Annotated in this window: 14 protein-coding genes; 10 read left to right on the forward strand and 4 right to left on the reverse strand. The window is 69.7% G+C overall.

All coding sequences use genetic code 11. The features are described 5' to 3' along the window. Positions 1 to 28: 28 nt before the first annotated feature. Together ACZ7OH_RS44950 and ACZ7OH_RS44955 are read left to right on the forward strand one after the other, a co-directional pair. Positions 29 to 535, forward strand: a complete 507-nt coding sequence (locus ACZ7OH_RS44950) for a flavodoxin domain-containing protein (RefSeq protein ID WP_470286513.1) — start codon at positions 29 to 31, stop codon at positions 533 to 535. A gap of 78 nt (positions 536 to 613) precedes the next feature. Next, complete coding sequence (locus ACZ7OH_RS44955) at positions 614 to 1,909, forward strand: MFS transporter (protein WP_470286514.1); 1,296 nt, start codon at positions 614 to 616, stop codon at positions 1,907 to 1,909. An 82-nt stretch (positions 1,910 to 1,991) separates the two neighbouring features. Here the strand turns inward: ACZ7OH_RS44955 and ACZ7OH_RS44960 are convergent, their stop codons facing one another. Next, positions 1,992 to 2,513: an STAS domain-containing protein gene (locus tag ACZ7OH_RS44960; RefSeq protein WP_470286515.1), complete on the reverse strand. Its 522-nt coding sequence runs from the start codon at positions 2,511 to 2,513 to the stop codon at positions 1,992 to 1,994. Positions 2,514 to 3,007: 494 nt separating this feature from the next. Here ACZ7OH_RS44960 and ACZ7OH_RS44965 point away from each other — a divergent pair, with 494 nt between their 5' ends. From ACZ7OH_RS44965 to ACZ7OH_RS44990, 6 genes are all read left to right on the forward strand, one after another. Continuing rightward, positions 3,008 to 3,514: a hypothetical protein gene (locus tag ACZ7OH_RS44965; RefSeq protein ID WP_470286516.1), complete on the forward strand. Its 507-nt coding sequence runs from the start codon at positions 3,008 to 3,010 to the stop codon at positions 3,512 to 3,514. Positions 3,515 to 3,709: 195 nt separating this feature from the next. After that, the gene (locus tag ACZ7OH_RS44970) at positions 3,710 to 13,945 is read left to right on the forward strand and encodes a LamG-like jellyroll fold domain-containing protein (RefSeq protein WP_470286517.1); all 10,236 of its coding nucleotides are present in this window, start codon (positions 3,710 to 3,712) and stop codon (positions 13,943 to 13,945) included. Further along, positions 13,942 to 14,406, forward strand: a complete 465-nt coding sequence (locus ACZ7OH_RS44975; protein WP_470286518.1) for an SUKH-3 domain-containing protein — start codon at positions 13,942 to 13,944, stop codon at positions 14,404 to 14,406. The genes ACZ7OH_RS44970 and ACZ7OH_RS44975 overlap by 4 nt, the downstream gene beginning before the upstream one ends. Positions 14,407 to 15,565: 1,159 nt before the next feature. Then, a complete protein-coding gene (locus ACZ7OH_RS44980) occupies positions 15,566 to 16,078 on the forward strand; it encodes a hypothetical protein (RefSeq protein ID WP_470286519.1) in 513 nt (170 codons plus the stop codon). Positions 16,079 to 17,595: 1,517 nt separating this feature from the next. Next, positions 17,596 to 18,327, forward strand: a complete 732-nt coding sequence (locus ACZ7OH_RS44985) for a hypothetical protein (protein ID WP_470286520.1) — start codon at positions 17,596 to 17,598, stop codon at positions 18,325 to 18,327. 58 nt (positions 18,328 to 18,385) lie between these two features. Continuing rightward, the gene (locus ACZ7OH_RS44990; protein WP_470286521.1) at positions 18,386 to 18,772 is read left to right on the forward strand and encodes a hypothetical protein; all 387 of its coding nucleotides are present in this window, start codon (positions 18,386 to 18,388) and stop codon (positions 18,770 to 18,772) included. Between the two features lie 264 nt (positions 18,773 to 19,036). On the opposite strand, the gene ACZ7OH_RS44995 is transcribed toward ACZ7OH_RS44990, so the two are convergent. Continuing rightward, positions 19,037 to 20,533, reverse strand: a complete 1,497-nt coding sequence (locus ACZ7OH_RS44995) for a sialidase family protein (protein WP_470286522.1) — start codon at positions 20,531 to 20,533, stop codon at positions 19,037 to 19,039. 120 nt (positions 20,534 to 20,653) lie between these two features. Beyond that, a complete protein-coding gene (locus ACZ7OH_RS45000) occupies positions 20,654 to 21,622 on the reverse strand; it encodes a YeiH family protein (RefSeq protein WP_470286523.1) in 969 nt (322 codons plus the stop codon). 70 nt (positions 21,623 to 21,692) lie between these two features. Here ACZ7OH_RS45000 and ACZ7OH_RS45005 point away from each other — a divergent pair, with 70 nt between their 5' ends. Beyond that, positions 21,693 to 22,595: a LysR family transcriptional regulator gene (locus tag ACZ7OH_RS45005; RefSeq protein WP_470286524.1), complete on the forward strand. Its 903-nt coding sequence runs from the start codon at positions 21,693 to 21,695 to the stop codon at positions 22,593 to 22,595. 210 nt (positions 22,596 to 22,805) lie between these two features. Next, entirely contained in the window at positions 22,806 to 23,606 is an 801-nt protein-coding gene (locus ACZ7OH_RS45010) for a PadR family transcriptional regulator (RefSeq protein ID WP_470286525.1), read from the forward strand. Positions 23,607 to 23,683: 77 nt separating this feature from the next. Here the strand turns inward: ACZ7OH_RS45010 and ACZ7OH_RS45015 are convergent, their stop codons facing one another. After that, complete coding sequence (locus ACZ7OH_RS45015; protein ID WP_470286526.1) at positions 23,684 to 24,997, reverse strand: M14 family zinc carboxypeptidase; 1,314 nt, start codon at positions 24,995 to 24,997, stop codon at positions 23,684 to 23,686. Positions 24,998 to 25,292 lie beyond the last annotated feature (295 nt).

Below are 25,292 nucleotides of genomic sequence, written 5' to 3' on the forward strand. Positions count from 1 at the left end.
CCGCGCGACAGGGCCGACAATGGGACGCATGACCGCAGTCCTCGTCGCCTACGCCGGGCGCCACGGCGGAACCCGGCAGATCGCCGAGGTCATCGCCGCCGAGCTCGGCGAAGCCGGCCTGAGCGTGGACGTGCGCGACGCCGCCGACGTCGCCACGGTCGGCCACTACGCCGCGGTCGTCGTCGGCAGCGCCCTGTACTACCACCGCTGGCGGCCCGAGGCCGTCCGGCTGCTGGAGCGCAACGCCCGGGAGCTGGCTGAGCGCCCGGTGTGGCTGTTCCACAGTGGGCCGTGCGGCCCGGGTGCCGCCACCCACCAGGTCAGCCTGCCGGCGAACGTGGCGCTGCTCGCCGCGCGCATCGACGCGGAGCGCACCGCGACGTTCGGCGGCCGGCTGGACCCGTCGACCGTGCGCGGGCTGATCCCGCGGCTGATGGCGTCGGGGCAGCGCGCGGGCGACTTCCGCGACTGGGACCGGATCAAGGCGTGGGCGCGTGACGTCGGCCGTCGCGTCCGGACGCGCGTGGCGCTGTAGACCCTTGCCCGCGCGGGCCGGTGAGTGCTAGACCAGCCCTGAGGTCTTCCGGTGGGGAACCGACGGGACGGGGCGAACGTGACGGAACGGGAAGCGGCACCGGCAGCAGGCAAGAAAGCGCTTACATCCGATCAGCGCAACGCGTTCCTCGCGGCGCTGCTCGGCTGGAGCATGGACTCGTTCGACTACTTCCTGGTCGTGTTCGTGCTCGCGGACATCGCGAAGGACAAGTCGTTCGGCGCGACGGCGACGCAGCTGGCGTTCATCACGACGGCGACCCTGGTGATGCGGCCGGTCGGCGCCCTCCTGTTCGGCCTGTGGGCCGACCGCGTCGGCCGGCGGATCCCGCTGATCGCCGACGTCCTGCTGTACTCGGTGGCCGGCCTGCTCTGCGCGTTCGCCCCGAACTTCACGGTGCTGCTCATCCTGCGGTTCGTCTACGGCATCGGCATGGGCGGCGAGTGGGGCCTCGGCGCGGCGCTGGCGATGGAGAAGATCCCGGTCGCCCGGCGCGGGTTCTTCTCCGGCCTGCTGCAGGTCGGCTATTCGATCGGCTACCTGCTGGCCGCGCTCGCGTACCTGCTGTTCCACTCCGCGCTCGGCCTCGAGTGGCGCTGGATCTTCGTGCTGAGCATCTTCCCGGCGCTGATCACGCTGCTGATCCGCGCGCGGGTGCGCGAGTCGGAGGTCTGGGAAGCGACGCGGGAGAAGCTGAAGGTGACGCGGACGTCGGTCAAGGACGTCCTGCTGAACGGGAAGGTGATCCGCCGCTTCGGGTACCTGATCCTGCTGATGACGGCGTTCAACTGGATGAGCCACGGCACCCAGGACGTCTACCCGACCTTCCTGAAGGCCCACGACAACGGCGGCGCCGGGCTGAGCGCGTCGACGAGCACGTGGATCGCGGTGCTGTACAACGTCGGCGCGATCATCGGCGGCCTGACGTTCGGCACGCTGTCGGAGCGGCTGGGCCGCCGCCGGACGATCGTGACGGCCGCGGTGCTGGGCCTGCCGGTGATCCCGATCTTCGCGTTCGACCACGGCGCCGGGATGCTGGCGCTCGGCTCGTTCCTGATGCAGATCATGGTGCAGGGCGCGTGGGGCGTGATCCCCGCGCACCTGACGGAGATGTCGCCGGACGCGATCCGCGGCTTCTACCCGGGGGTCACCTACCAGCTGGGCAACCTGCTGGCGGCGCTGAACCTGCCGATCCAGCAGGCGATCGCGGAGTCCCACGGGTACTCCTCGGCTCTCTTGTGGACGGTCGTGCCGGGCCTCGTGGCGGTCGCCGTCCTGACCGCGATCGGCAAGGAGGCCAAGGGAATCCGGTTCGGCGAGTCGGCGGTGACGACGGCCCCGGCCGGGGCTCAGTAGATCCGGGTGGCGACGGTTTTCGCGCAGGTCAGTGGCTCATACCGGATCCTCGGTGGATGGTTCGACGAGCCGCGGAGCGCGGTCACCGAAGCGCCTTCAGCCGTTCCAGGAGCTGGAGCCACTCGATCGCCTCGGCCGTCGTGAGGTGCAGCGCGAGCGTCTCGGCCAGGCCGAGGGCTTCGATCGCCCGGCGGACGACAGGAGCGCAGCCGGCGATCGCGAAGGGGACGCCGGCCTCCCGGGCGTCCGCGGTGGCTTCGAGGAGCGCGGCGACGCCCCGGGCGGAGCAGTGGGTGGCGCCGGAGAGGTTCAAGACCAGGACGGGCGGGGCCAGGCGGAGCTCTTCGGCGAGCCGTGCCCGCAGCCGCAGGCTGCCGTCGAGGTCGATGTCACCGCGCACGGCGAGCACGCAGGCGTCGGCGGTGGTGGTGACGACGATGCCCATTTCGGGCTCGGGGTCCCCGCGCAGGCTGTCGTAGTAGCGAGCCATCAGGGCATCGATGTCGAGGCCGGCGGGGTAGGGGACGGCGTCGATCTGCCGGGCCCAGGCACGCAGAGCCGCCAGCACCTCGCGGTGCCGGGCATCGTCCTCGGGCCAGACCATGTCGGTTACATCGCTGCGGGGTCGCGTTTCGCAACACGGGGGTCACCCACACGGCGCAGTGGCGGTGTTACGTGAGTCTGGCTGGTGAGGGTCTACAAAGGACTGTGGGTGGGCCGGAGCCCGGATCGGGGTGGAGGGGCGGGCCGGGCACTCGGCTGGGAAGCGCTGCGCGTTGGGGAGCGGGCCGCGCCGAGCACCGCCGCGCATCTCGGGCGAGTGGGTTGGAGTCCGGTTTGCGCTGGGCGGCCAGGCGGCCATGCCTCGCATTTCGCGCGGGCGGGTGCAAGGCGGCCTGCGCTGGGCGACCGGCTGGGCACCCGCCCATTCCGGGCGAGCGGGTTGCGCTGGGCGGCGGCGCGGAAACCAGGGCGGCCCCAAGCAGCCCGATCCCAGCCACCAGCCCACAGACCCGAGCCTCCTGCCCTCACAACCAGCGAGCCGGGGCACACTACCGAGGTGCGCCCGGCGACCGGGCGCGGGAATGAGGGGGACCTGTGCGGCGTGGGTGGGTGATCGCGGCGGCCGGGGTCGTCGTCGCGGGTGGGGTGGCCGTGGCGATCTGGTGGCCCTCCGGCCACGATGACGGCCTGCCTCCCGCCCGGGCGCGCGTCTACGCCGACTTCTCCGCCTGCCTGCTCACCGGGGCCCAGGGCCTCGCCGCCCCCGGGGCCGGGCCGGTCTGGGCCGGGCTGCAGGACGCCTCCGGCGACACCGGCGTCAAGGTCTCCTACCTCGCCGCCGCGGGGCCGGCCACCGAGGCGAACTACCTTCCCTACGTGAACTCGCTCGTCCAGCGCCGCTGCGATGTCGTCGTGACGGCGGGGGAGCCCGGCACCACCGTGGCCGCCGCGCAAGCGCCCGCGCACCCCGCGATCCGGTTCGTCACCGTCGGCCCGTCGACCGGTGCCGCGGCGAACGTCTCGCCCGTGCGGGTGAGCGAGCACGTCCGTGACGACGTCGCCGCGGTGGTCCGTCAGGCCGCGCACGCCGCCGGGCACTGAGGATTGATCCACGTTCGTCCGATTTGGCCGGCTTTCCTCCTCGTTACCGGTGTCGTTGATCTCAGAATTCGGTGATTTGCAGTCTTTTCCGCACGGTCGCCGGTGTGGTGAACTTCCTCGCCGTTCGTCGGGGATGGACATCGAGGGGGACCCGTGCGTCGTCGCGCCGCGAGAGTTTGTGCTGCCTCCATACTTTTGGGACTGGGGCTTTCGCTGGGCAGTGGCCAGGCCGACGCGGCGCAACTGGCGCCCGGGCACCTCCCGCTCGCGGAACTCGGTTCGTGGCTGGGTTCGCTGTTTTCTGGTTCCCCGCACTGGGGCGCGACTCCCGTGCAGACCGCGGGCACGGCCGACGGCAAGGGCCACGACGCGAGCACCGCGTCGACCCGCGCGCGCGGCGGGGCGGGGAACGCACCCGGCGCCGCACCCGGTGAGCTGCCGGAGGATCGCGGCCACGGCCGGAAGGTGACCCCGGGGCCGAGCGGCGTGGCGACGCACGGCTTCGACCCCGCGACGAGCCGGCGTGACGCGGCCAAGTCCACGGCCACGATGAACTACTTCGCCAACGCCGACGGCTCGGTCACCCGGGACTACACGCGCGGCCCCGTCAACTTCTCCGACGGCCCGTGGGGCTGGCGGGCGATCGACACCTCCGTGCACGGCGGCCCGGACGGCCGCTGGCACGAAACCGCCAACTCCCTCGGAGTCGACTTTGCCGGCAACGCGGCAGACCCCGCGCTCGCCACCCTGACCGTCGACAATGGACACACGATTTCCTATGGGCTGCAAGGCGCCCGCGCGGTCGCGCCCCGGGTCGACGGCCACGCCGCGACCTACGCCGGCGCGCTCGCGGGCACCGACGTCGCGCTCGAACCCACCACCACCGGCCTGAAGGAATCGCTCGTCCTGCACTCGGCGACGGCACCCACCTCCTGGGTGTTCCCGCTGGCCCTCACCGGCCTCACCCCGCGGATCGAGACCGACGGCTCGGTGAGCCTGCTCGACGGCGCGGGCGCGATCCGCCAGCGCGTTCCCCGCGGCTACGCCTTCGACGCGAAGGTCGACCCGGTCTCCGGCGTCCCCGCCACGACCTACGCGGTCGGCTACGAGCTGACCCAGGTCACCGGGAAGCCGGCGCTGAAGGTGACGCTGGACCCGAAGTGGCTCGCCGACCCGGCCCGCGTGTTCCCGGTGACCGTCGACCCGACCTTCACCGACACGCCGTCCTCGACCTACGCCGAGATTGGCGCGCCCGGTGACCACTCGATGGAGAAGACCGTCAAGATCGGGTCGTACAACTCCGGCCCGGACTCGGCGAACACGTTCCTCCAGTTCCCCAAGGACCTCGACGGCTCCCAGGTCACGGTCAGCTCCGCCACGCTGAAGCTGTACGACACGTGGGCTTCGACCTGCCTCGCCGAACGCCTCGACGTCGCCCCGGTGACGCAGGCGTGGACGCCGGCCGGCGTGACCGCCTACCCGGGGCCGTCCTTCGGCGCCAGCATCGGCAACGCCACCCCGTCGGTGCCGAACGCGTGCGCCAACCGCGGGGCCGACCGGACCGTCGGCGACTGGGTGAACGTCCCGCTGTCGACGGCGACGTTCGCCAACTGGGCCAACGGATCCGCGTCCGACTACGGCCTCGCCGTGTACGCGGCGACCAACGACAGCCTGCACTGGAAGCAGTTCGACTCCTGGCTGATGAACGCCGGCTACCAGCCGGTGCTGTCGCTGACCACGACTGGCAACGTGCCGCCGGTCGTCGACTCCGCCTTCCCGGGCGCCGGCGGGACGACGACCAGCCTTGTCCCGTTCCTGTTCGCCACGGCCCACGACATCGACGGCGGCCCGAGCGCGCTGAAGTACCGTTACCAGGTCGCCGATCAGGCGGGCACGACCATCGCCGACTCCGGCCTGGTCACCGAGGGCACCTGGCGGGTGCCCTCCGGGAAGCTCAAGTACAACCAGACCTACTACTGGGCCGTGCAGGCCTACGACGGCTCGTCCTATTCGGCCGACCCGCCGTGGAACCCGCTCACCGTGCAGGTCGACCAGCCGCTGGTGACGTCGTCGCTGTCGCAGAACACCGGCGTGCACGGTGTCGAGCCGAGTATCGGCAACTACACGACCTCGGCCACCGACGCGGAGGTGCGCGGCGTCGGGCCGGCCTTGTCCGTGGTGCGTGACTACAACTCCCGCGATCCCCGGACGACCGGGGCGTTCGGCGCCGGCTGGTCGAGCGTGTTCGACGCGCGCGCGGCCGAGCAGTACGACTTCGACAACTCCGGCACGGTCGTCAGCGTGCTGGTGACCTACCCGGACGGCTCCGAAGTGGGCTACGGGAAGAACGCCGACGGGACGTTCTCCCCGCCGTCCGGGCGGTTCGCCACGTTCAAGGCGATCACCGGCGGGTACAGCCTCACCGACAAGAACGACACCGTCTACACGTTCACCCAGGCGCTCGGCTCGGGCGTCTACCAGCTGTCGTCGATCACCGACGCCAACGGCCGCGCGGTGAACCTCACCGTGTCGGGCGGCCATCCCGCGACGTTGACGTCCGCGGTGTCCGGCCGGGCCCTGCACCTCGCCTGGACCACGCCGGCCGGCGCCACGAGCCCGCACGTTGCTTCCGTCTCGACCGACGAACTGACGCCGGGCGCGCCGCTGACCTGGACTTACGGCTACACCGGTGACCAGCTCACGAGCGTCTGCCCGCCGGGCACGATGACCGACTGCACCCGCTACGGGTACACGCCCGGTTCGCCGTATCGCACCAGCGTCCTCGACGTCGGGCCGCACTCGTTCTGGCCGCTGGCCGAGGCGAGCGGGACGACCGCCGCGAGCGCGGTGCTGACCAACGAAGGCACCGACACCGCGACCTACCACGACGTCGCGCTCGGCCAGCCGGGCCCGCTCGCCGGGTCCGCCGCGACCGCCGCCGGGTTCAACGGCACCTCGTCGTACCTGCAGCTGCCGCGCGCCGACGCGGCCGCGCCGAACACGATGTCGGTGTCGATGTGGTTCAAGACGGCCGCCACCAACGGCGTCCTGTTCTCCTACAGCACCATGCCGCTGACCGAGGCGACGAGCCCGGCGTCGCAGTACACGCCCGCGCTCTACGTCGGCAACGACGGCAAGCTGGTCGGCGAGTACTGGACGGGGGCCACGGACAAGACGATCACCACGGCCAACCCGGTCAACGACAACGCGTGGCACCACGTCGTCTTCACGCACTCCTCGACCAGCCAGGGCATGTACCTCGACGGCCAGTTCGTCGGCTCGCAGGTCGCCCCGATCGTCCCGATGGGCCCGCAGAACCGCTTCATCGGCGCGGGTTTCCTCGGCAACCAGTGGCCCGACGAGGTCAACCAGGGCAAGCCCGGCACGGCCACGTTCTTCAACGGCCAGATCGCCGACGTCGGCATCTGGGACAAGTCCGTGCCCGGCGTCCAGGAGGTGCCGCTCTACCAGGCGGGCAAGCAGCAGGCGAGCCTGCTCACCTCGATCACCCGCCCGTCCGGGGCGGTGCACACGACCGTGTCCTACGACCCGGTTTCCCAGGCGGTCACCCAGATCGGCGACGAGAACGGCGGCACGTGGAAGTACGCGCCGCTGACCGCCAGCGGCTCGAGCCAGGTCTACCGCGGTGCCGTGCTCGGCTCGCAACCCGAGCTGTACCAGCGCTTCGCCGACGCGCCGGGCACGGCGGTGCCCGCGGGCGAGGTCAACTACCGGCCCTCGGCCTACACGAACGCGACGCTCGGCGTGACCGGCCCGTTCACCGATTCGACCGCCGCGGAGTTCCCCGGCACGGTCGGCGGCGTCACCCTGCCCGACCACCTGGTGAGCGGGTCTAACACCGCTTCGGTCGAGTTGTGGTTCAACACCACGTCGACGGCGGCCGGCATGCTGTTCTCCACCGGGAACTCTCCGCTGGGCGCCGCGAACCCGTCGACCGGCGCGATGCCGGTGCTGTACGTCGGCACGGACGGCAAGCTGCACGGGCACTTCTGGGACAACTCCGTCGCGGGCATGGCCTCGCCGGGCAAGGTCAACGACGGCAAGTGGCACCACGTCGTGCTCAGCGGCGCGAACACCAGCCAGGTGCTCTACCTCGACGGCCTGCAGGTCGGCACGCTGTCCGCGCAGATCTTCAACGTCGACCCGTACGCCTTCGCCGGTGCGGGCGTCTTCAACACCGGCGGCTGGCCCGCCGCCCCGGCCGGGACGACCTGGAACTACTTCGCCGGTTCCCTCGGCGAGGTCGCCTACTACCGGTCGGCCCTGTCCGCCGCCCAGGTCGCCCAGCACTTCCTCGCCGCGGGCAACTCCCAGGGACTGGCGCCGCTCACGACGTCCACCATCACCGATCCGGCCGGCAAGACGTCCGTGCAGCAGTACGAACCGGGCGCCGGGAACCACAAGATCGCCGAGACCGACACCGCCGGGCACCGCACCACCTACGGCTACGACACGTCCGGCTTCCTGCACACCAGCACCGACCCCAACGGCAACGTGGTGACCGTCGGCCACGACGTGCGCGGCAACGTCGTCTCCCAGACCACCTGCCAGAACCAGGCCGCGGAGAAGTGCTCGACGTCGTACTCGACGTACTTCCCGGACGACACCACCCCGCAGCTGACGACGGCCGACGCGCGCAACGACCTGATGCTGACGTCGCGGGACGGCCGGTCGTCGAGCGCGACCGATCCGGCGTACCTGACCTCGTTCGGCTACGACACCGCGGGCAACCGCACCTCGGTGACCACGCCACCGGTCCCGGGATTCCCGAACGGGCGCACGACGACCATCACCTACAGCGACGGCTCCGCGGCGTTCCCCGCGGCCGACACCGGCACCGTGCCCGCCGGGCTGCCGGTGAAGACGACCTCACCCGGCGGCGCGGTCAACCGGATCTCCTACCGGCACAACGGCGACGTCGACAGCACCACCAACGCCGACGGGCTGGTCACCCGGTTCACCTACGACCCGCTCGGCCGCATGCTGACGAAAACCACGGTCTCCGACAGCTACCCGGCGGGCCTGGTCACCTCCTACGGCTACGACGGCAGCGACCAGGTCGTCTCGCAGACCGACCCGGCGGTGACCGACCGGGTGACCGGCGCGGTGCACACCGCCGTCACGACCAGCGTCTACAACGCCGACGGCAGCATCACCTCCCAGACCGTCGCGGACGGCACCGGCGGTGACGCCGCCCGCACCACCAGCTCCACCTACAACGACAAGGACCAGGTCGCGTCGACCACGGACGCGAACGGCAACGTCACCACGTACACCTACGACGTCTACGGCAACAAGAAGAGCGAGACCGACCCGAACGGCACCGAGACCGACTGGACCTACGACGGTGAAGGCCACCTGCTCACCCAGGGCGTCTGGTACACCGGCAACCCTGCGAATCCCCAGCCAGCGACGTTCCTGATCCAGAAGTCCAACGCCTTCGACCCGTCCGGGCGCCTGGCGTCCGAAACCGACTCGATGGGCAACACCACCGCCTACACCTACACCGACAACGGGCTCACCGCGACCGTCACCCGCAAGGATCCCACCGGGCAGCAGTCCTTCGTCGCCGAATCCAACACCTACGACGCGGCCGGCAACCTCATCGGCACGGTCACCGGCAACGGCGCGAACACCTCGACGTCCACAGTGGACGCCGCGGGCCGGGTCGCGCAGACCGTCGACGACCCGGGCGGCGCGGCGCGCTCGACGTCGGTGTCCTACACCCCCGACGACAAGGTCGCCACGAGCACGCAGTCGGACCCGTCTGGGCGCAGCCGCACGGTCAGCACGTCCTACGACCCGATGGGCGTGCTCACGTCCCGGTCGGTCGCCGCGGACGGCACCGGGCACCCGGTCGGCTGGTGGAAGCTGAACCAGACCTCGGGCAGCACGGTCGTCGACTTCTCCGGGACCGGCAACACCGCCGCGGCGTCGGCGGTGACGTGGTCCGGCGGCGCCGCCACGCTCGATGGCACCAGCTCGCAGATCGCGACCAGTGGCCCGGTGCTCAACACCGCGGCCGCCTACACCGTGTCCGCCTGGGTCAAACCGGCCACGCTCGGTTCGGCGTTCCAGACGTACGTGGTCCAGAAGGGTGCCGTGATGAGCGGCCTCTACCTCGAATACGACCCGAGCACCCACAAGTGGTCGTTCTCGAGGTTCGGCACCGACGCGGCGAACGCCACGGTGTACCGCGCGGAGTCTTCGGCCGACGCGCAGGCAGGGGTGTGGACCCACCTCGCCGGGGTGTACGACTCGGGCACCGGCTCGATGACGCTCTACGTCAACGGCGCGGCGGCCGGGAACACCACCGACCCGACGCCGATGGCGGCCGGCGGCCCGCTGGTGATCGGGCACGGCTGGTACACCGGCGCCGACGGCAACTACGCCACCGGCCAGGTCGACAGCGTCCAGGCTTACTCGCGCGCCCTGCCGGCCGCCGACATCGCGACCGTCTACAACGGAGGCCGCAACGGCGGGACCGCCGCCTCCTCCGCGGCGGAGACGACGACGTGGACGGTCGACCAGCGCGGCTTGCCGACGTCGATGACCGACGCCAACGGCAACTTCACCGCCTACGCCTACGACGAGGCCGGCAAGCCCGCGGTCACCACCGCGCCGACGGTGAACACGGAGACGAACGGGGGCCCGGCCACGGCCGTCCACCCCGTCACCACGACGGGCTACAACACCTTCGGCGAGCCGGTCGAAGCCGTCGACCCCGACGGCAACCAGGTCACGACGGTCTACGACGCGGCGGGCCAGCCGGTGTCGGTCACGAACCCGAACTACACCCCGCCGGGGGGCAGCCCGATCACGGCGACCACCGTGCGCACGTACGACAAGATCGGGCAGGTCGTGTCCGAAAAGGACCCGCTCGGCCACGTGACCGGGTTGTCCTACGACCAGCTCGGTGACGTGGTCCAGGTGACCAAGCCGTCCGGCGCCAAGGCGGTGTCCACTTTCGACACGAACGGCGACCGGCTCTCGGTCGTCGACGCGAACGGGGCCCGCACCGAGGCGACCTACGACTTCCTGTCCCGGCAGCTGACCTCGACGGTGTTCGAGCGCTATCCCTCGACGCTGACCGCGACGACGACCAACTCGTACGCGGCGTCGCCGGTCAACCCGGGCGGCGCGAACCTGGCGTCGACCAGGACGCCCACCGGTGCGACGACGTCCTACGGGTACAACGCCCTCGGCGAGACCACCTCGGTCACCGACGCGGCCGGGAACACCACGCGGTACGGCTACAGCTACCTCGGGGAGAAGGCGACGGTCACCGCCGCCGACAACACCTCGACGGCGACGGCCTACGACCAGTCGAGCCGGCCGGTGCAGGTGACCCGCAAGGACGCGGCCGGGGCGGTGCTGCAGCAGACGTCGGCGGTCTACGACGCCGGCGGCCGCCTGACGTCCAGTGTGGACGGACGCGGCACCGCGCGGACGTTCACCTACGACGCGGCGAACCGGCTGGCGAGCGAGATCCAGCCGGTGTCGGCGACCTCGTCGATCACCACGACTTTCGGCTACGACGCGGCGGGCAACCGGACCCGGTTCACCGACGGCCGCGGCAACCCGACGATCACGCGCTACAACTCCTGGAACCTGCCCGACGCGCTGGTCGAGCCGGCGACGGCCGCCTACACCGCCGACGCAGACCGGACCTTCACGTCCGTCTACGACGCGGCGGGGCGCCCGGTCACGCAGACGCAGCCGGGCGGGGTGACCGTGTCGGCGGGCTACGACGACGACGGGAACCTCGTCAGCCAGTCCGGCGGCGGCGCCGACGCGGCGACGGCGACCCGGACGTTCGGCTACGACCCGGGCGGCCGGATGACCTCGGCCGCCACGAGCGAGGCCGGCGTGGCCGGGCACTCCGACCACCAGGCCGCGTCCAGCGAGACCTTCACCTACAACGACCGCGGGTCGCTGCTCACGGCGACCGGCTCGGCGGGGTCGTCGTCGTTCGCCTACACCACCGACGGGCTGATGAGCTCGCGGACCGACGCGGCCGGCACGACGTCGTACGGCTACGACGGCGCCGACCGGCTCTCGACCGTCACCGACGCGGCCACCGGCGGCACGCAGACCCTGAGCTACAACGCGCTCAACCAGGTCAGCGGCATCCAGTACGGCACCGGGAACACGCGGACGTACGGCTACGACGGGCTGCACCGGCTGACGAGCGACGCGCTGAAGACGGCCGGGGGAGCGGCGATCGCGTCCGTCGGCTACGGCTACGACGCGAACGGCAACCTCACGTCGAAGACGACCGCGGGCTTCGCCGGGGCGGCGGCCAACACCTACACCTACGACCTGGCCGACCGGCTCGCGTCGTGGAACAACGGAACGTCCACAGTGGCCTACGGCTACGACGCCGCCGGCAACCGGACCCAGGTCGGCTCGTCGACCTACACCTACGACGAGCGCAACGAGCTGACGTCCGACGGCTCGAACACCTACAGCTACAGCGCGCGCGGGACGTTGCGCGAACGGGCGTCCTCGACCGGCACCCTGGTGTCCTCTTCGGACGCGTTCGGGCAGATGGCCGTCCAGGGCACGCAGGCCTTCGGCTACGACGCGCTGGGCCGGAACCTGACCGACACGACGATCGCGTCCGGCACGGCGACGACGTTCTCCTTCTCGGGCCAGGGCAACACGATCGCCTCGGACGGCTCGTCGACCTACAGCCGGGACCCGGGCGGCGGCCTGGTCGGTGTCGCTTCCGGCGGTACCGGGGCGTTCGCGTTCGTCGACCAGCACACCGACGTCGTCGGGACGTTCACCGCTTCGGGGTCCGCGCTGGCCGGCTCGACGGCGTACGACCCGTTCGGGAACGTACTCGCGTCTTCGAACGTGAAGGGGCAGCTGGGGTACCAGTCGGGCTGGACGGACAGCTCGACCGGGAACGTCAACATGGCGGCCCGCTGGTACAACCCGGCGGTCGGGCAGTTCATGAACCGCGACACGGTGTCGAACAGCCCGGTGCCGAACCCGATGGAGGCGAACAAGTTCGCCTACGTCGACGGCAACCCGATGACGGGCACGGACCCGTCCGGGCACGGCTGGTTCAGTGACGCGTGGTCGTTCGTCAGCGACCACGTGGTGGCGCCGGCGGCGTCGTTCGTCTACCACCAGGTGATCCAGCCCGCGGCGCAGTTCGTGAACACGTATGTGGTGCAGCCGATCGTGCACGTGGCGGTGGCGACCTACCACGTGGTCCGCGACGCCTACCACGCGGCGGCGCGGGTGGTCCGCAACGCGTACCACGCGGTGGTCCGGTACGCGAAGAAGGTTTATCACGCGGCCGTGCACGTGGTGAAAACGGCGTACCACGCGGTGGCGAAGGCGGTGAAGACGGCAGCGCACGCGGTGGTGCACGCGGCTTCGGCCGTGGCGCACGCGGCGGTGTCGGCGGCCAAGACGGTCGGCCACGCGGTGGCGACGGCCGCGGTGGCGGTGGGCCACGCGGCGGCGTCGGCGGCCTCGCACGTGGCGACGTTCGCGAAGGAGCACGCATCGACGATCGCGGGCATCGCGGCGGGCGTGCTGGTCGGCGCGGCGTGCACGGCCATCACCGCCGGGACGGCCGTGGTCGGCTGTGCCGCACTGGGTGGCGCGGTCGGCGGCGCGGTGTCGTACGGGATGGACTGCTCGAAGGCGCACAACTGCTCGGTGGGTGGCGCGGTCGAAGCGGTCGGGCTCGGCGCTCTGGGTGGTGCGCTGGGTGCGGGTCTGGCAGGTCCGCTGGGCGGAAAGCTGGTATCGGAGGCACTGGACGGCGTGTTGCCCCAGGCGGCAACGCAGGGTCTGGTGGGTGGTGTTTCGGGCGCGGTCAGTGGCGGCGTGACGGCGCTGGCCGGCTACGGGCTGAATTGTGGCCGGGACTGTTCGGTGAGCGGAGCGCTGTCGGCGGCCGGCGCGGGCGCCGCGGCGGGCGGCGTCGGCGGAGCGGCGTTCGGTGCGCTCGGTGGGTTGCGGGGTAGCAAGAAGCCGGCAGGCCGGGATCCGGAAGAACTCGGAGCCGAGGCCCAGAGCGAAGTTCGCACCCTCGCCGATTCGAAGCCGAGGCCTCCGAAGACAGGGGATCCGCGGACCGTCGCGGTGCTGAAGCTCCAGGACGGGCGCTCCTACGCCGGTGCGAGTGGGTTCACCGGTCCTCGCAACCCCGTTGTTGAGGCTGCGCTGGCTGCCGTACCCGAAGATACGCGGCCTCCGTTCCACGGGTACTGTGCGGAAATCCAATGCCTTTCGGATGCTCTGAACGCGAACGAAGACCTGACGGGAAGTGTTGTGGCCACAGGGCGAGTGCGAGGCCCGAACTCGCAGCAGCATGGGTCGCCGATCCCGCCGTGTCCGTCGTGCGAGGTCGTGCTGGACAAGTTGGGAGTTGTCTACAAATGATCGACTTGACTCCTGCGGTAAGCAACTCGGTGGTGCATGCCACTCTGCTGGAAAGCGGGTGGACGCCTGAGTACCGGTTCGACCCTTCTGGCTGGGTCGATCGGCTCCGGGCCGAGGGTTTTTCGGTTCATCCCGCTGGCATCCGCGTTCTGGAACTGCTAGGCGGGTTGACCGTGGTTCCACCGAAGTCGATCAAGGCCGTGTTCGGCACAGGTGAGCTGAAGATCGATCCGCTGTGGGCTGCGGAAGGGGAATCCGAGCGAATTGCCGATCGGGAGCGCGTCATCGGTGACCGCCTGTGTCCGATAGGCGAGTGGCTGAGTGAATACATCGTCCTAGTCGGGGCGGAAGGAAAGATCTACGCCGAGACGACCTTTCAGGTCTTGGAGCTGGGAGACGACATCAATCAAGCTCTGGTCCGATTGATCGTCGCTGACTCCGCTCCTATTCCGATCGGGTGAGTTTCGTTGCCGTTGATCTCGGACGGGTGGCCGGAACGCATGCAACGCGGCGGTCCGGTATATGAGAGCGGCTTATCATGCGGCTGTGACGAGGAATTTATTCGCTACCGCAATAAGAAATTCCCGACGCGCGATGAATGCTCGGCGTTTTCTGTGCCCCTGGGGCGCGTGGCAGAACGGCAGGAGCTCGGCTTGCACGGATTGTCCGGGCAGTCGGGCCTGTCGGAGGCCGAGCTCAGGACGGTTTTCGTGGGCTGCGCCGGGGTGCGTCGTTCCTGAAGAAGCTTGCGACTGTACTCGATTTGCATGCCGCAGATCTCTTCGCGATCGCGCAGGTGGCGCTGCCGGCTGAACTGGCTCCATCGAACATGGGGGTGGGACAGCCTTATTCCTCGACTCGTGGAGTGGGCACTGCTCCTGACGTCGGAGCGGAAGTGGCGGTTGCGGCACTATGCCCGGTCCTTCCGCAGCTCGCCCGCCTGCAGGCGGGCGAATGCTCCCGAGTGCACGAACACGACCTACCGGGGCGTGGTGCAGTTTTGATGCGAATGCTTGCCGACCGAGTTCTGAATTGGACGTCTTCGGCGAAGGTCCTTTCCCGGCAGGGGGGCGTGCATCTTGCCGCGTCGTCGATCGGAGCGCTCGAGCACGGCCGGAAGGAGCTGACTTCCGATTTACTGCCGCCTTTGCTTCTGTTTGGATGTCAGGGCGGATATCCTGGCTGTTTTGCTTGCTGTCGAGCGGCCGGACTCGGTGGTTCCACCGGCCTTGCCGGTCGATGTTCCCGAGCTGATTTGGGATGTGCGGCGTCTGGTCGGCGATCAGGTGCGGCGGGTCATCGAGGAGGCGGAACAGTTGATAGCGGAAGCTTGGCCGGAAATCGCATGGATAGTCGTCGAGCCGCACCTACGTGGGCGCAGTCACCATCGACACCGGAGATGGCGATGGTCTCGACGGGAGGAGGACCTGGAGGATACGCCGAGCATTGCGCCGAAGGGAACGTGCTGAAGGTCAACCATGGGGCGGGCGGAAATCTTCGGGCGGCCCGAAGCCGGTCTGCGTCGCGTGCCAGAGCGACTTCCCGGACCGGTCTGCGTTCGCTCCGGGTGTCACCTGAGCACAGGGGGGTGCGTGCGGCGATGGTGGATAGGATGCGGCCGTGAAACTCGTGGAGCTCGAGATCGCCCGGCACGACTGGCCGGGGGAACACTGTGCCTGCGGCCGGTCGGCCGAGCACGTCGCGGAAGACCTGAGGCGACTTGCCGGGGCCGAGGAGTCAAGTGGCCTCGGCACCGGCGTCTTCGAGGGCCACGTCTTCGTCTCGTCGTTCATCCACGAGCCGGCTGTTCCGGTCGTCTCCGTAGCGCTGGCCGCGTTGGCGGACGAGGTTTCGGACTACGCGCGAACCAAGTTCCTCGAACTGCTTCTCTTCCTGCTCGGCGACGACGGCCAGTCGGAGCGGGCTGCGGAGGAGGGTCGGAATCTCGCCGCCGAGTGCGCAGCAGCGGCTGAACCGGGCATCTGGTTGCTGTACTCGGAGGTCTTCTCGGGGCGAAGCGTTGACTCCGCGGCGTATGCGTACGAGGCGCTGTCTCTTCTCGAAAAAAACGAAGATCGGCTCGAACTCGCCAAGGCTGCTGCGGGCGAGCTACTTCCGTGGGACCTGCGATAATCTGCCTGCAGCACGGAAAGTAGCTGCGAAGCGGCCGCGCGGGATACTTGGCCGAAGTGTTTGAACTCGCTCCGGTGGCGTCGGTGGTGGTGGGGCATGCGGCGGCACCGGCGGCTTCGCATGTGGCGACGTTCGTGAAGGACCACGCTTCGATGATCGCGGGCATCGCGGCGGGTGTGCTGGTCGGTGCGGCGCTCACGGGTGGCTCGGCTTTGGTGGGCTGCGCGCTTTCGTGTGGTGCACTGGAGCGGGTCTGGTGGGTCCGCTGGGTGGGAAGCGGGTGTCGGAGGCGTCGGCGACGGAGAGATGCCCGATAGTTGGAGCCTTTATCTCGGGGAAGAATTCGTGCAGGCTCCCGGCCATGCGGAGGAGAGAATTATGAGTTCTCTTAGGAGCACGAGCAAGTCGAGTTCGGTGGAACGTCGAGGAACATCTGTGAGCCGGTTACCACGGTTGCTAAGTCAGCGTCGGGCTGATCGTAGGTGGCCCCCGAGTTTCCGCGACAGCGGACAAGACTCCCCATCGACTGGTCTGGGAGGATCGCCTCGGATGCCGGGTAGTAGACTGGTGGACGAAATAAACGCCCGGCCTCCGAAGGGGGATTTGAACTTGCTCGGCGATGGCATGCAAGCGGGACAGCGTTTGATCCTCGACTGCGCTCCGGCTGATGCCGTGGTTGCCAAAATTGCGTCAGGATACGTTTACCTTCAGTGGCCTTGGGGTCGGATCGACCCCAGTTCCAGGGTTTCATGGAATGGTCAAGTCGCTTTTCCCGTCGACGTGAATCACTTTGAATGGACAAACACGCCGTGGCGACTCGAACCCGACCCGGAAGACTTGTCCGCCGGAGATGTGTGCCTGGTCGGGATCCCGAGCCTGGAGGTTGTGGTGCGAACGGTTCGGCAGTTTGACCCGCCGCGTGACGTGGGGTGGCTCCCTCGGCCGAAGGTGGGCCTGTCCGTGGTTCCGGTCGGGGATTTCCAGGAAGACGAAGAAGCGGGTTTCCTGGTCTACTTGGACGGGCCGGAGCCGATTTCGATTTCTCGCGCGAGCTAGCCGTGCCGACGTCAAGCCGGGGCGACCGGAAGCCCGGTTGCCCCGTCGAACTTAGCTGAAGTGCTCGAACTTGCTGTTGCACGCCTGCCAGTCCACTGCGCCGCGCCAATTGACGCACTTGCCCGCCGCGGTGGCCGATACCGGGCCCGCGAAGCCGGGAGCCCTTCGTTATCTGAAGGTATTGACCCACTTCCGTCTGTAAGATGCGTACTTGAAAGGATGACAGGGGACAACAATGAACTTTGACTGGAAGGGCTCGGCGTCCACGAGGGTCAGCGTTGTCTCCTGGCCGTCCTCGGAGATCCTCGGAGGCGGCCGCGAACACGCGAAGTGGGATATCCGGACGCTTAACGAAGTTCCTTCGCAAGAATTGGCGAAAGGGCTCGGTTTGCTGCCGGTACAGGACTCTCCGGACGCTATGCAGGTCCAGTTCGAGCTTTCGCGGCCGGGGGATCTTGACGATGATCTGCGACTACGACAGTTCGCTGCCGGAGCCGATGCGCGTCGAGGCCGCTTCCGCGCACTGGTGTTTCATCGATGAGCGGGTCGCCAGGCTGTGGCTGATCGGCTCGGTTCCGCGGGTCCGGTACCCGGCGTTCATGCGGCAGAGGCGCGACCTTGTCCGGCCCCTTCATCTTGGTCTTCAGTTGTGTTGGTTGGCCTTGTCCCTGGTGCGCCTTGAGCCGTTGGCGGCTGTGCTGCCGGGGAAAATGAGTGATTCTCAGCGTCTGGCCGGACTGATTTTAACCGAGGGAGCTGAGCGTGATGTTCTGCGGGGCATCGCGAACACTATTTCCGGCATCGAACGCCTTGATGGTGGCGACCATGCTCGAAGGGGAATTTCCGCGTTGCCAGGCAAGGCTGAACTGGCCGCGTTTCTTCTGGAGTTGGGCGAGGTTCTCGTCGGTGCGCTCGAAAGGATGGATATAAATTCCCTCGCGGGTTGTAGCGAGCGGGTGTTCGACGCCCTGTACCTGGTCGACTGTGAGTACAGTCATCAGGTGGAAGGCGGACTCGCCAAGCTGGAGGACCGTTCGTGGTGGCGGGATGCTCACAAGCTCGCGGACGAGGGCGCGGGCGCTCTCGCTGTGGCGGCGACGGAGGCAGTTTCGTGCGCGGAGCGTGTCCGGTCAACCTGTATCGACGTCGATGTCAGAGGCCAGTTTCTGGATCTCGGAAACGGACATCGGTAAGCGTTGGCCGAGTGAACCCGGCGCGCGGTATGCCGGATAGGTCGAGAGGAAGGTTGTCGTGCGGCCGACGATTGTGCTGTTGAGCGATCCGGATACGCGCCGGGAGATCGAGGATCGGTTGCGTGGCCTCGGCACCTACACGGACGGTGATGTGTTCGACCGTCTCGAGGTGGGGGACTGCTGGTTCGGCATCGACTTTTCCGGAGACGTGCTGCACGACTACAACGAGGACGAGAACGCAGAACTCGCCAAGCGCTTGGGACGGGTCGAGCCGATTCTCGTCGAGTACTCGGGTATCGCGTGTGTCCGGTCGTTGCTGCAAGCTGTTCTGGACGGGCTTCCCGGGGTGCTCGACACGAACTTCGGTGAACTCCTCGAATACGGTGAGGTCCTGGCGAGGTTCGCTCGGGACCCGGCTTGGAGCTGGGTGCCGCTTGGCGGATAGGGTGTCGGCTCGTGAAGCTCGAGATCGCGCGGCCGATCGGCTGAGCACATCGAGGAGGACCTGAGGCGGATCGCCCGGGCCTCTGCGCGAGAGTTGCCGCCACGCTGGTCCAACACTCGAAGTACGTCGACGTTGTTCCGGCCGGCGAGATCGAGGCCGTGCCTGATCGCGCTGATTTCCGCGATCAGGCACGCCTTCGAACAGGAACACGACCCACGGTGACGCCAATCCGGGGCGACCAGAAGCCCGGCCGCCCCGTCGAACTCAGCCGCAGTGCTCGAACTCGCTGTTGTACGCCTGACCGTCCACCGCGCCGCCCCATTTGACGCACTTGCCCGCCGCCGTTGCCGATACTGGCCCCGCGAAGTACGAGAACGCCCCCGCGTCCGTCGCTCGCGTCGATCCCTGGACCTCCAAGTACGCCGACGTCTGCGTTGCCGTTCCCGCCGACGCGCTCTTCATCGTGCTGACGCAGTTCTTGCCGTTCGACGCGTTGTACGACAGGTACGCCGTGCCCGCCGTGCCGAGGGGGGCCTGGTCGATCACGTCGTAGCCGCCGCCGCACGCCGGGGCGCCCAGTTGCGTGTCCGACACCGCCGCGTAGCGGATCGTGTCGTTCGCGTGGGACTCCGGGCCCGCCTCGAACAGCACGCCCACCGATGCCTGCGACAGCTGCACCATGTCCGAGTACGCCGCGTCCTGGCCCCACACGAGCAGGCTGCCCGCGGTGCCCGTCCAGTTGGCGCCCTCGTCGAACGACGAGTGGATCCGCAGCTCCTTGCGACGGTCGCAAGTGGACGGTGCCGCGAACACGATCCGGTTGTACTTGCCGCCGGTGTCGGTCGCACTCATCCGCGCCGTGGAGCCCTCGACGGTCGGGGTGACCAGGTCGGTGGCGAAGGAGAACTTGGAGCTGAACGTCGCGCCGCCGTCGGAACTGATCGCGAACGCGCGGTTGTGCGTGCCGTCCGACAGGCACTTGTCGTCTTTGTTGGCGTCGTTGCGCGCGGCGGCGTAGACGCGGCCGTCCTTCAGCTCCGTGACGCTGATCTCCTGCGGGTTCAGCAAGTCCGAAGTGGACGTGTCGGTCGCTCCGCGGTGCCACGTCGCGCCCTGGTCGTCGCTGTAGACCAGCGAACCGGTGTTCTTGCCGCCGATCGTGTAGCTCATCCCGGCGACGATCCGGCCGGCGTGCGCGCCGCGCGTGACCACGATGCCGTGCGACGGGCCCGTGGCCAGCCAGCCCGGCGCGCTCGCGAACCCTAGCTCGGTGGTCAGGGCCCTTGGGGCGCCCCAGGTCGTCCCGTTGTCCTCGCTGATCGAAACGCGCGGGATCCGGCCGCAGGAGGGGTTGGTGTAGCACTGCATGGTGGACAGCAGCACGATGCGGCTGCTGCCCGGGATCACGATCGGCGCCGGGTTGCCCTTGGTGTCGCCGTTGGCCTTGATGACGGTCTGCAGTGCGCTCCACGTCTTGCCGCCGTCGGTGGACCGCTTCATGACGAGGTCGATTTCGCCGAGGTCGGCGCAGGTGGCGGCGCCGCCGTTGCGGCCCTCGGCGAAGGCGAGCAGGTCGCCGTTGGTGCCCTTGACGATGGTCGGGATGCGGTAGCAGTCGTGGCCTTCGGTGTTCTTGGTGAACACCAGCGTGCTGGCGACGTCGGCCGACGCGGTGGCGGCGCCCACGGCCGCCGGGACGGCGACGGCGGCGCACCCCAGCAGCCCGGCCAGGAGGCCCTGGGCGAGTCGGGTGATCTTCACGGTGAAAGCTCCCTACGGATTCGTTCTACGTCCTACGTCTCGGCGGTAGCGTCGACGCGGCCCGTACAAGACCCGTACAACCCGGCGTATAACGAACTATTCATGGCCGCGTGGGAAAAATTACGTGAACGCAGCCAGCGTGCCGAAGCCGGTCGCCAGTACGAGAAGCGTGGACAGGAGACCCAGGAGCAGCGCCCGGCCGCCGCCCCGGAGCAGGGAGCCGAGCCGGACGGCGCAGCCCAGGCCGAACAACGCGCCGGCGAGCAGGAGCGTCGACGCCGTCTTCGCGACGTCGAGCGCGAACGCGGGGACGAGCCCGGTGCTGCGGACCGCGACCATCGCGAGGAACCCGAGGACGAACAGCGGGACCAGGGGCGTGTGCCCGCCGCGGCGGGTGCGTTCGGCCGCGCCGACGAGCGCCACCACCGGCGCCAGCAGGACGACGCGGCTCAGCTTGACCACGATCGCGACCGCGACCGCCGCGGCGCCCGCGGGCCCGGCCGCCGCGACGACCTGCGCGACCTCGTGCACCGAGATCCCGGCCCAGCTGCCGGTCCGGGTCGCGTCCAGGCCGAGGACGTGCGCCAGCAGGGGGAGCACGCCGAGGGCGAGGCTGCCGTAGCAGGTGACGAGCGCGACGGCGGTCGCGACGTCTTCGTCCTCGCGTTCGACGACGCCTTCCATCGCCGCGATCGCCGACGCGCCGCAGATCGAGAACCCGGTGGCGACCAGCAGGGCGAGGCCGCGGGGGACGCGGACCAGCCGGCCGAGGGCGAGCGTGCCGAGGAAGGTGACCGCGACCGTCAGCACGACGGCGGCGAGCGTGCCGGGGCCGAGCGCGAGCACGGCCGGGACGGCGAGCTGCAGCCCGAGCAGGACGACGCCCGCGCGCAACAGGCGTTTCGTGAGCCCGGCCACGGCCTTGCGGTGCTCGTCGGTGAGCACGGGCGTGTTGCCGGCGACGATGCCCAGCACGACGGCGACGGTGAGCGCGCCCGCCACCGGCCAGGCCGTGCTCAGCGCGTAGGCCGCCGCGACGCCGAGTGCGGTGATCGCGAGGCCCGAGGTTTTCGCCGACGTCATTGCCATGCTTCCAGCGTCGCCTGGTTCGCGTACGCGCGGTAGCCGTCAGTCGGACAGGAGGTCATAGACTGGGGCTATGACCGGACCGGACCTGGACTCGCTGCGCCTGCTGGTGCTCGTCGACGACCTCGGCAGCATCGGCCAGGCGGCCGGCGCGCTCGGCATCGCCCAGCCGTCGGCGAGCAAGCGATTGTCCACTTTGGAGAGACAATTGGGACTGTCCCTGGTGGACCGGACGCGGCGCGGCTCCGCATTGACCCCGGACGGGCGGGTGATCGCGGGCTGGGCGCACCGCGTCCTGACCGAAGTGGACGGACTGCGCACGGGCGCGGAGGCGCTGCGGACCCAGCGCGGCGCGAAACTGCGGGTCGCGGCGAGCATGACGCTGGCCGAGCACTTCGTCCCGGCGTGGATCGGCGAGGTCAAGCGGACCGGGCCGGACACCTACGTCGGGCTCGAGGTGGTGAACTCCGAGCACGTCGCCGAGTTGGTCGCGCGGGGCCGCGTGGACCTGGGGTTCGTCGAGTCGCCGGGGCCCTGGCCGGGCCTTGCGACGCGCCGGGTCGCGACGGACCGCCTGGTGGTCGTGGTCCCGGCGGGACATGCGTGGGCGCGGCGCCGCCGTCCGCTCACGGCGGCGGAACTCGCGGCGACGCCCCTGGTGGTGCGCGAGCCGGGCTCCGGGACGCGCGACACGGTCGAGGCGGCGTTGCGCCGGGCGGGCGCGGGTCCGGTGACGCCGTTGCTGGAGCTGGGGTCGGCATCGGCCGTGCGGAACGCGGTGATCGCGGGCGCCGGGCCGGCGGTGATCAGCGAGCTGGACGTGGTGCGCGAGGTCGCGGGGCGGCGGTTGGTGCCGGTGGCGGTGGCGGGAGTGGAGCTGGGCCGGGTGCTGCGGGCGGTGTGGCCGTCGGGGAGGCGGTTGACGGGGCCGGCTGCGGAGTTGCTGACGTTGGCGGTCAAGTCCGGGGCGGCCTGAGGTCGGAGCGGGGCTTGGGTTCGGCTGCGTTGAGTGGGGGTTGTGAGGTCGGCGGGGTGCGGGGTCGGCTGGGTTGAGCGGGGCGCGGGTCGGGCGGCTGGCTGTGCAGGGCTGGGTGGTGGCGTGAGGCCAGCCGAGCCGTAGGTTGCCGTCGATCCAACGGCGATATATCGTCGTAGTGTCGGCGATACGGCAACCAAGGAGACAGGCATGGAGATGAGCGCAGGCGCGGGCCGGATGTTCGGCGGCTTCGGAGGCGGACTCTTCGGCGGCCACGGACCCGCCGAGCACGGCCACCCGGGCCATGGGCCCGGCCACGACCACGGCCCCGGGTTCCCAGGCCACGAGGACTTCGACCCCGGCCCGGACCTGGCCCGCGGCGGCTTCCCACCCCACCCGCCCCACCCACCCCAGCCGCCGGGACCTCCCGGGGCGCCGGGTGGGCCCGGGTTCCCCGGCTTCCCCGGTGGTCCCGGCTCCTTCGGCGGCCCTGGGAACTGGTTCGGCGGGGCGGGTCCGTTCCAGCGGGTCCAGGAGTTCCGCGGCCGCGGCCCGAACCGGCCGGTGCGGCCGGCCGTGCTCGCGCTGCTCGCCGAAGAACCAATGCACGGCTACCAGCTCATCCAGGAGATCCGGCGTCGCACCCACGACCGGTGGCGGCCCAGCCCCGGGTCGGTCTACCCGATCCTGCAGCAGCTGGCGGACGAAGGCCTGGTGCACACGGCCGAGACCGGCGGTCGCCGCGTGGCCGAGCTGACCGATGCCGGGCGGGAGCACGTCGCCGGGCGGGAGGCCGAGTTCGCCGACCTCTGGGCGGAACCCGAGGAGGCGCCCAACGCCGACCGCTTCGCCGTCCTGTGGCACGCGCTGGGCGAGCTGTCCGGCGCGGCCGCCCAGGTCGGCCACAGCGGCACGGACGCGCAGGTCGCCGAGGTGAAGAAGATCCTCGCCGACGCGCGCCGCCGCGTCTACTCGGTGCTCGCCGACGCCGGCCTGGAGGACGAGGACTGAGCGCGTTCGGGCGGATCGTCCGAAGTGGACGATCCGCCCGCGCGCTGAAGAGGAGGACTACGCCTCCTGGCCGTGACTTACTGCTGGTACGGCGCCGCCGCGGCCTTCGCGGCGGTGATCAGCGCACCCTTGTTCTTCGGCCAGAACGTGCTGTCGACGCAGGTGTAGCGCGGCAGGAAGCCGCCGCACGTCCCGCTCGAGCCGCCGACCTCGAACGTCACGCTCGCGACGCCGAGCTCGCCGTAGGTGAAGTCGTCGGTGGTGCCGCTCGTGTCGTAGCCGACGGTCTCCTCGTTGGTGCCGACGAGGTAGCCGTTCGACGCCGAGTACTTCGCGCCCAGCCGCCGGTACTGCGCGTCGTTCGGCGAGGTGGCCTGGGTGAAGCCCCACGGGATGATGATGTCGTTGCCGTAGCTGTGCAGCGTGATCATCGTCCCCTTGGCCGTCGACGGCGCAGGGTCGTTGTTCCCGGTGCCGCGCTGGTCCGGGAAGATCGCGCGGGCCAGCTTCTCCAGCGCCTGCACCTCGGGCTCGGAGCCGGCGCTCACGCCCTGGTAGGTCTCGGCGCACGCGGAGTTCGAGTCGCCGCCCCACTTGAACGTCGAGTTGCGGTTGAGGTCGACGCCGATGTTCGTGCCCGTGCAGCTCCCACGGGAGTTGTCGGCGTTCTTGCGTTGCAGCTTCGGCGAGTTGCCGCCGGACGCGACGATGTCGACGCCGTCGGGGTTGGCGATCGGCACCACCCAGACCTCGGTCGTGTCCAAAATGGACTTCGCGGTGGCGTCGGCGGCGTAACCGTCGGCGAGGTAGTCGATCCAGCGCCAGGCGAGCTCGCCGGTCGACAGCTCGCGCGCGTGGATCTGGGCCATCAGGAAGAACTTCGGCTTCGGCGACGTCGTCGAGAGCGTGCAGTCGCCGGCCTGCTTCTTGGTGAGGCAGAGGGCCTGGATGTCGTGCCCGCCTTGGCCCTTCGTCTTCTTCCACGACTGGCCGATCGTGTACTTGGTGGCCAGATCCGGGTGCGCGGCGGCGACGGCGGTGAGGTGGTTCTCGTGCGCGGTGACCGTGCGGTACCCGCCGTAGAAGGTGTCCGCCGCCAGGGAATTGCGCTGCGCGGGGAGTTCTTTGTAGACGGTGTCGTGGAAGGACGGCGTGAAGCCGCGGGCGCGCAGCTGGTTCGCGACGGCCTGCCCGCCGACGACGAGCACAGCGCCCGCGTCCCCTTCCTCGACGTCGAACCCGGCCGCCTCGAGTGCCTGCGCTTGAGCGGCGTTGGCGGGGACGCGCCAGAACACCGGGGTGTCGGCCGCCTGCGCGGTACCGCCGAGCAGGGAGGCGAGCAGGACCCCGGTCGCCGCGAGGGCGAGCCGGGACAGGGACCTTGACGCCATCGGGGATCTCCTCACGCCGCACGGATGGAGGCTCGGTCGGCACCCGTGGTCACCGGACCGGCACGCACAGTGTGTCGGGTGGGGACAAAACCGCCATACCCCCGAAAGTCGCGAGTCTGTCACGGAACGGGTGATCGGGACGACTCGACAAGCGAACCGGCAGTGAGGAGCGACGGTGAACTGGTCGTCGGTGTCCGCGGTGGCGAGTGCCCTGCATCGCCTTGGCCGCGGTTGTGCTGAACGTCGTTCTCTTCCGGATGGCCCGGCAGGCCGAACGAGACCGGGCCCGGCAGCA

Source organism: Amycolatopsis sp. NPDC114478 (assembly GCF_055633805.1).